The organism is Streptomyces aureocirculatus (assembly GCF_000720475.1).
Taxonomy (GTDB): Bacteria; Actinomycetota; Actinomycetes; order Streptomycetales; family Streptomycetaceae; genus Streptomyces; species Streptomyces aureocirculatus.
Genome location: NZ_JOAP01000109.1, coordinates 1 through 5,850, shown reverse-complemented (window position 1 = coordinate 5,850; position 5,850 = coordinate 1). Strand labels below are relative to the sequence as shown.

Sequence of the window (5,850 nt, the reverse complement as noted above, 5' to 3'; positions counted from 1 at the left end):
ACACTCTCGGCACACACCCCCACCGCCCTCGCGATCTCCGCATTCGGAACACCGTCCTCGAACAACTCGACTGCCCGAACACGACGCGCCTCTGCCAACTGAGGCCGCGACAAAGGAGGAAGGCAGGAGCTGGCAACCGAAGGGGAAGGTTGATAAGCCACCCCGACAGCCTCCCACCCACACGCCCACCACACCCACCGAACTTACGAAAAGATCAGTAGGCCGTGTTGCGAAAGTGTGTGCTGTTGCGGACGTGCCGTAGTACTCCTGGAGAGTCTCGGAGTCAGCTCTATTCTCGCTTGGAGTCGTCGATGGCCGTTCGTCGTGTCGTGCCCAACATCCAGTCAGAGGCTGTACAGGAGAGCCGGGAGTTCTATGGGCTGTTGGGCTTCGAAGAGGTCATGAACCATGGCTGGATCATGACGCTCGCCTCTCCGTCCGCTCCGGCGGCGCAAGTCAGCGTTATGACCAGCGACAAGACCGCCCCGGTCACCCCCGACATGAGCGTCGAAGTGGACGACGTGGACACGGCCTATGCGGTCATGCGGGACAGCGGCGCGGAGATCGTTCACCCCTTGCAGAACGAGGAGTGGGGGGTGCGGCGGTTCTTCGTCCGCGATCCCAGCGGCCGAGTGGTCAACGTGCTGGGCCACCGCTGACACCGTCCCCGCACGACCTGGGAAGGTGCTGGTCACAGCCACTCGTTGATGGCCACGACCAGCACGGTAGCTTCGTAGCGGACCACGAGCTTGTCATACCTCGTGGCCACGGCGCGGTGCCTTTTGAGGCGGTTGATGCCGCACTCGCCCGCGTGGCGGGCCTTGTAATCCTCCGGGTCGAACTTCGGCGGACGGCCGCCACGGGAACCGAGCTTCTTTCGGTTGCGGGCCTGGTCGGCCTTGTCCGGGATGGTGCAGCGGATTCCCCGACTGCGCAGGTAGGCGCGGTTCTTGCGGGAGGCGTACGCCTTGTCGGCCCGCACGCGGTCGGGGCGGATGCGTGGCCGGTCCGGTCCGGTGCGGGGCACGCGGAACTTCTCCAGTACGGGTTCGAACTGCGGCGAGTCTCCGCGCTGTCCTGCCGTGGCCACGCTCGGCATGGGCTTTTGACCTTGCTCGACGGCCAGGTGCAGCTTGGTGGTGAACCCGCTACGGGAGCGTCCGAGTCCGTGATCGCGGGGCTCGTCAAAGACGCCGCCCGGTGGTTCCTTTTGCAGGTCGCTCTGCTTGCGGGCCCCGGCTGCATGCTGATGGGCGCGGCAGACCGTGGAGTCGACGCTCAGGTCCCACGTGATCGCACCCTTCGCGTCGGTCAGGGACCGGTCGCCGACAAGTTGTGCCAGGCATGTCCGCAGGCGCCATTGCAGTACCTCTCGCGGCGGCGAGTGTCCCGCAATGGCGAACACGGAAACGAGGACGCGGAACGCCTTGACGTGTTCGGCGGAGGGCAGGCCCGCGAACCCGTAGCGAGGCGGGTCCATGCAGATCATGACCGAGGGGTTAGCCGTGGGCTTCACACCAGACCGCGCCACCCCCGCACGGCCGTCCGCAGATGTCATGTGCGCCTGCATCGCATAGCCAGCGACTTCCTGTAGAACCATCTGCTGGCGTGTCGGGGCGAGGTCGGAGAACCGCCTCACACCAGCATCCAACGTGCGGAGTTCCTGGGCGATCTGGTTGACGACCCGCTCGGTCTCGCGCCGGAAAGTGCATCCGTCGTCGCTGCATGATTTCACGACGCTGATTCCGGGCGAGGGCCAGGACAGTCACTGCGAGGCGGCGGGACCTTTGAGGGAGCCTTGCCGCGACCAACGGATGCGCTTAGGCTTGTCCGCCACCTTCTGCCGGCGTACGGGCTTCTCTGGCTCTGGCAAGATTTTCGTAGCCGGAGATCATCTCGGTGACATGGTCGGCCGGTCTGCGTATTGTCGGCGGAGGTGGGCGATCAGGACGACGCGCTGGCGGAGGAGTGGAACGCCGGCGCGGCCAGCCATGAGGCGTTTCTGCAGCTTGACATCGGTGATGCGGCCTTCCGGCTCGCAACATGATCGACCGGACGAGTCCCCGTAGTGCTTGGTCGGGGTCACTCGCCGCTGGCGTGTCGGTTTGTCCGCTTGCTCCATTGACCTGTTGTGATGGACGGGAGCTGGTCGCGGACCGCTGCGATCTGGAGACTTTCGCGGCAGAGGTGTTCGAGCCGCACGGGTGGGTCGACGCCGGGGGGAACGGTCCATCTGCGGGGCCTGTTGCTGCAGGGACGGCGCAGGTCGGTGGAACCGATGGCCGCCCGCCCGGGCGAGGACGGCAACCGGCAAGCCCTGGCGAACTCCATCACCACCAGCCCGTGGGACGCGGCGCATGTCCGCGCCTGCCTCGCCTGACGGATGCAGCATGTGACAGACCGACCGCACTGGTCATCGATGACACAGGCTTCCTCGAAGACGGTGACGCCCCGGCGTGTGTTGGTCCGGCCGTACACCGGCAGCGCGGGCAAGGTCACCACCTGCCACGCCAAGATGCCCCAGCACCTGGCCTCCGACGACGCGTCGGCTGTTGTCGGATGGCGTCTGTTCCTGCCAGAGAGTTGGGATCCCGCCTCGTCCAAGGCCGATCGATGAGCGTCCTGCCCCGGCGCACGGCTGGCCCGCGCACGACTCGACGACACCCTCGCCGCGCTCGCCCCGTACCGCCCCGCCGTCCTGCGTGCCCGCGCCGACCGGGCCGCGGCCCTGCCCGCCTGGGGGTCCCTCACCATCCGGGCGACCGGTGACCGCGATGCCTCATAGGGCCGGTGACCACGATCGCCGTGACCGGGGCCGGCGGTTTCTGCGGCTCCCGCGTCGCCGCGGCGGCCGCCGCCCGGGGCGCGGACGTCCTGTGGGTCGGGCGGCGCCCCGGCCCGACCGGCCGGCACCTGGCCTGGGACGCCGCACGTGAGGTGCCGGACCTGTCCGGCGCCGACATCGTCGTGCACTGCGCGGCAGCCGTCGGCGACCCGGCACCCGGTTCCCCGGCCGAAGCCGCCATGCGCGCCGTCAACGTCGACGGCGCCGCGCGGCTGCTCCAGGGGGCCGTTGGCCGACCGGTGGTGTGGGTGAGCAGCGCCAGCGTCTACGCGCCCGGCCCCGGACGCCTCCGCGTCACCGAGGGCCACCCAGTGCGCGGGCACCTCAACGCCTACGGCCGCACCAAGGCCGCCGGTGAGGCGCTGGCCCTCGCCGCGGGCGCCGTGGTGCTGCGGCCACGGGCGCCGTGGTGCTGCGGCCACGGGCGCCGTGGTGCTGCGGCCACGGGCGGTCTACGGCACCGGGGACCCGCACCTGGCGCCCAGGCTGCTGTCCCGCGTCCGCCACGGACTGCTCGTGGTCGTGCTGCCGGGGCCCAGCGTCCGCCTCAGCCTCGCGGCCGTGGAGAACCTCACCGACGCCTGTCTGCCGGCCGCCGACTGGCCGGTGGGCGCGTACAACATCGCCGATCCGGCGCCCTACGACCGGGACGAGGCCATCCGGACGGTCCTGCGCGCGCACGGCGTACGGGCGCGCATCCGCCACACCCCGCCGCCACTGGCTCAGGCCGTGGTGGGCACCGCCCAGACACTGACCCGGCTGCGTCCGCACGCGGAGCCGCCGCTCACCCGCTACGCCGTCGACCAACTGGCGCATCCGTGGTCCTGGACGTGTCCAAGGCACAAGCGCGAGGGTGGGTGGCCGGTCGCACTCTCGAGGACTACGGACTCTCCCTGCCGAGCCGGTCGACGGTGTGAGACGACTAGGTGGCCGACCGGGGCGGAGGCGGCGGATGCCAGTCGTCTCGCGTGCTGGGGAGCTTCTGCACGGCGGAACCCGCCAGGGCCGTACCCGGCGTCCGGCGGGTACGGCCCTGGCGGCGGAGGATCACGTGCGGCTGGTGAAACTCGCGCACTTGTACCACTTGCTGCTGTCCGACCCCGGGTCTCCCTTGACCAGGGAGACGGTTGTCCGGACCTTCCTCTTCTCCGGGAGGTTCAGTTTCCAGGTGAAGTGCTTGCCCGCGCCCCGCTTGAGGTGGAAGGTGTTCCAGAAGTGGGGCTTGCCGCTCGCCGCGTCGAGGTTGATGAAGACGCTGCGGCCGTCGGCCTTGCGGTCCTTGGCGTAGAGATGGTCGCCCTTCGACGTGTACTTCGCGTACCCACCCGACGTGTACTTCGCGTACCCACCGGCGCATCCGCCGGAACCGCCGGCCTGCGCCGCCTGCGCCGCCGGGGCTGCCGCGAGGACGGCGGCAGCGACGGCCGGGACGATGGCGGCCCGCCGCTTGAGTGATGCCTGCACTGCTCTGTTCCCTCCGTGGATCGTTCATCCGGCCGCACTGACGCAACCGGCGGTTGATCATTTCAGGGAACCACCGTGGTGATCATGTGGGCCTGACGGGACGGAACGATGCCCGCGGGGCGGGGACGACGGCCACCCCGGCGTGCCGGGGGTGGCCGTCGTCCCTGCCGTCATCCGCGGTGTTTCAGTCGCACAGGTGGCGGTTCACGACGGCGCAGATCTCCGCCGCGGGTTCCGGCTCGGTGAGACCGTAGTGCGTCGCGTCGATGTCGTACGCGTGCACATCGCCCTGGACGTGGGGGGCCCACAGCCCGGCCTCCGGGCCGGTGCTTCGCGTGGCCCTGAAGAACAGCGCGGTGCCGCGGTACGTGGGCTGGCTGAACTCCCCCACCATCTGCACGTGCCGGACCATCAGGGCCGAGCCGTTCTCGATGATGGACCGGCGGTCCTCGCTGTCCTCGGCGCCCGGGAGATGGCTGTCGAGGAACTCGCGTGCCTGGGACCGGTCGAGCCGCACCGCTTCCCGGTGTTCCGCGAACCAGTCGCTCGGGACCGCGTCGAGGATCACGACCACCGGCACCTCGTGCCCGCGCCGCTGGAGTTCGGCGGCCACCGCGTGGGCGAGGGGGCCGCCCAGCGAGTGCCCGATCATCTGGAAGGGCCCCTCCGGCTGGACGGCGAGGATCTGTTCCGCGTAGTCGAGGACCATGGCTTCGAAGCTCTCCGGCACCGGGGAGCCGTCGAAGCCGCGCGCCTGGATCCCGTACACCGGCCGGTCGCCCAAGTGCCTGGCCATGCCCAGGTAGGACCAGGCCAGGCCGCTGCCGGGAGGCAGGAACCACACCGGCGGCTTGGCACCTCCCCCCTTCAGGGTCATGACCACACCGAACGGGTCGGTGGGACCGGCCGGATCGGCACCGGCGCCCAGTTGGGCCGCCAGCGTCGCGACGGTCGGGGTCTCGAAGACCATGCGCACCGGTACGTCCACGTTGAGAATTCTGCGGAGGTGCCCGACCAGGCGGGTGGCTCCGAGGGAGTGGCCGCCCAGGTCGAAGAAGTTGTCGTCGACGCCCACCCGCTCGACGTCCAGGATCTGGGTGAACAGGCGTGCCAGGACTTCTTCCTGCGGGGTGCGCGGCGCCCGGTGGGCGTCCGCGCCGGTGGGGTGCCCGGGCCGCGGCAGCGCCCTGTGGTCGACCTTCCCGTTGGGGGTGAGCGGCAGCCGCTCGATGGGGACGAACACGGAGGGCACCATGTACGCGGGCAGGCGTCCCGCGGCGAAGTCGCGCAGCGCGGCGTCCAGTTCGGCCGTTCCCGTCGTTCCCGCTGCCTCCACTGACTCCGCTGCCTGTGCGGCAGCGGTGGCGTCCACCGGCACGACGTAGGCCACCAGGTGCCTGCCTCCGATGTCCGTGGCGTCGCCTGCGACGGTGACCACGGCCTGGGCGACGTCGGGGTGTTCGGCGAGCGCGGCCTCGACCTCGGCGGGTTCGATGCGGAAGCCGCGGATCTTGACCTGGGTGTCGGCCCGCCCGAGGAAG

5 protein-coding genes and 1 pseudogene are annotated in these 5,850 nt (G+C 70.1%); 3 read left to right on the top strand and 3 right to left on the bottom strand.

Annotated features, from left to right (window positions below; genetic code table 11):
* Window positions 1-311: 311 nt before the first annotated feature.
* On the top strand, window positions 312-659 hold the full coding sequence (locus IG78_RS0140680) for a VOC family protein (protein ID WP_030574688.1): 348 nt from the start codon (window positions 312-314) through the stop codon (window positions 657-659).
* Window positions 660-691: 32 nt separating this feature from the next.
* On the opposite strand, the gene IG78_RS0140675 is transcribed toward IG78_RS0140680, so the two are convergent.
* Window positions 692-1,735 carry an IS5 family transposase gene (locus tag IG78_RS0140675; protein ID WP_225882292.1) on the bottom strand — a complete coding sequence of 348 codons (1,044 nt, stop codon included), beginning with the start codon at window positions 1,733-1,735 and terminating at the stop codon, window positions 692-694.
* A 399-nt stretch (window positions 1,736-2,134) separates the two neighbouring features.
* Here IG78_RS0140675 and IG78_RS43530 point away from each other — a divergent pair.
* A pseudogene (locus IG78_RS43530) lies at window positions 2,135-2,617 on the top strand (transposase).
* Between the two features lie 173 nt (window positions 2,618-2,790).
* Window positions 2,791-3,762, top strand: coding sequence for an NAD-dependent epimerase/dehydratase family protein (locus IG78_RS47285; protein WP_225882291.1), 972 nt, complete (start codon window positions 2,791-2,793; stop codon window positions 3,760-3,762).
* 130 nt (window positions 3,763-3,892) lie between these two features.
* Here IG78_RS47285 and IG78_RS0140655 read toward each other — a convergent pair whose 3' ends face one another.
* Together IG78_RS0140655 and IG78_RS0140650 are read right to left on the bottom strand one after the other, a co-directional pair.
* A complete protein-coding gene (locus IG78_RS0140655; protein WP_030574682.1) occupies window positions 3,893-4,309 on the bottom strand; it encodes a hypothetical protein in 417 nt (138 codons plus the stop codon).
* 184 nt (window positions 4,310-4,493) lie between these two features.
* On the bottom strand, window positions 4,494-5,850 hold a 1,357-nt coding region (locus IG78_RS0140650), incomplete at its 5' end, for an alpha/beta fold hydrolase (RefSeq protein ID WP_030574679.1).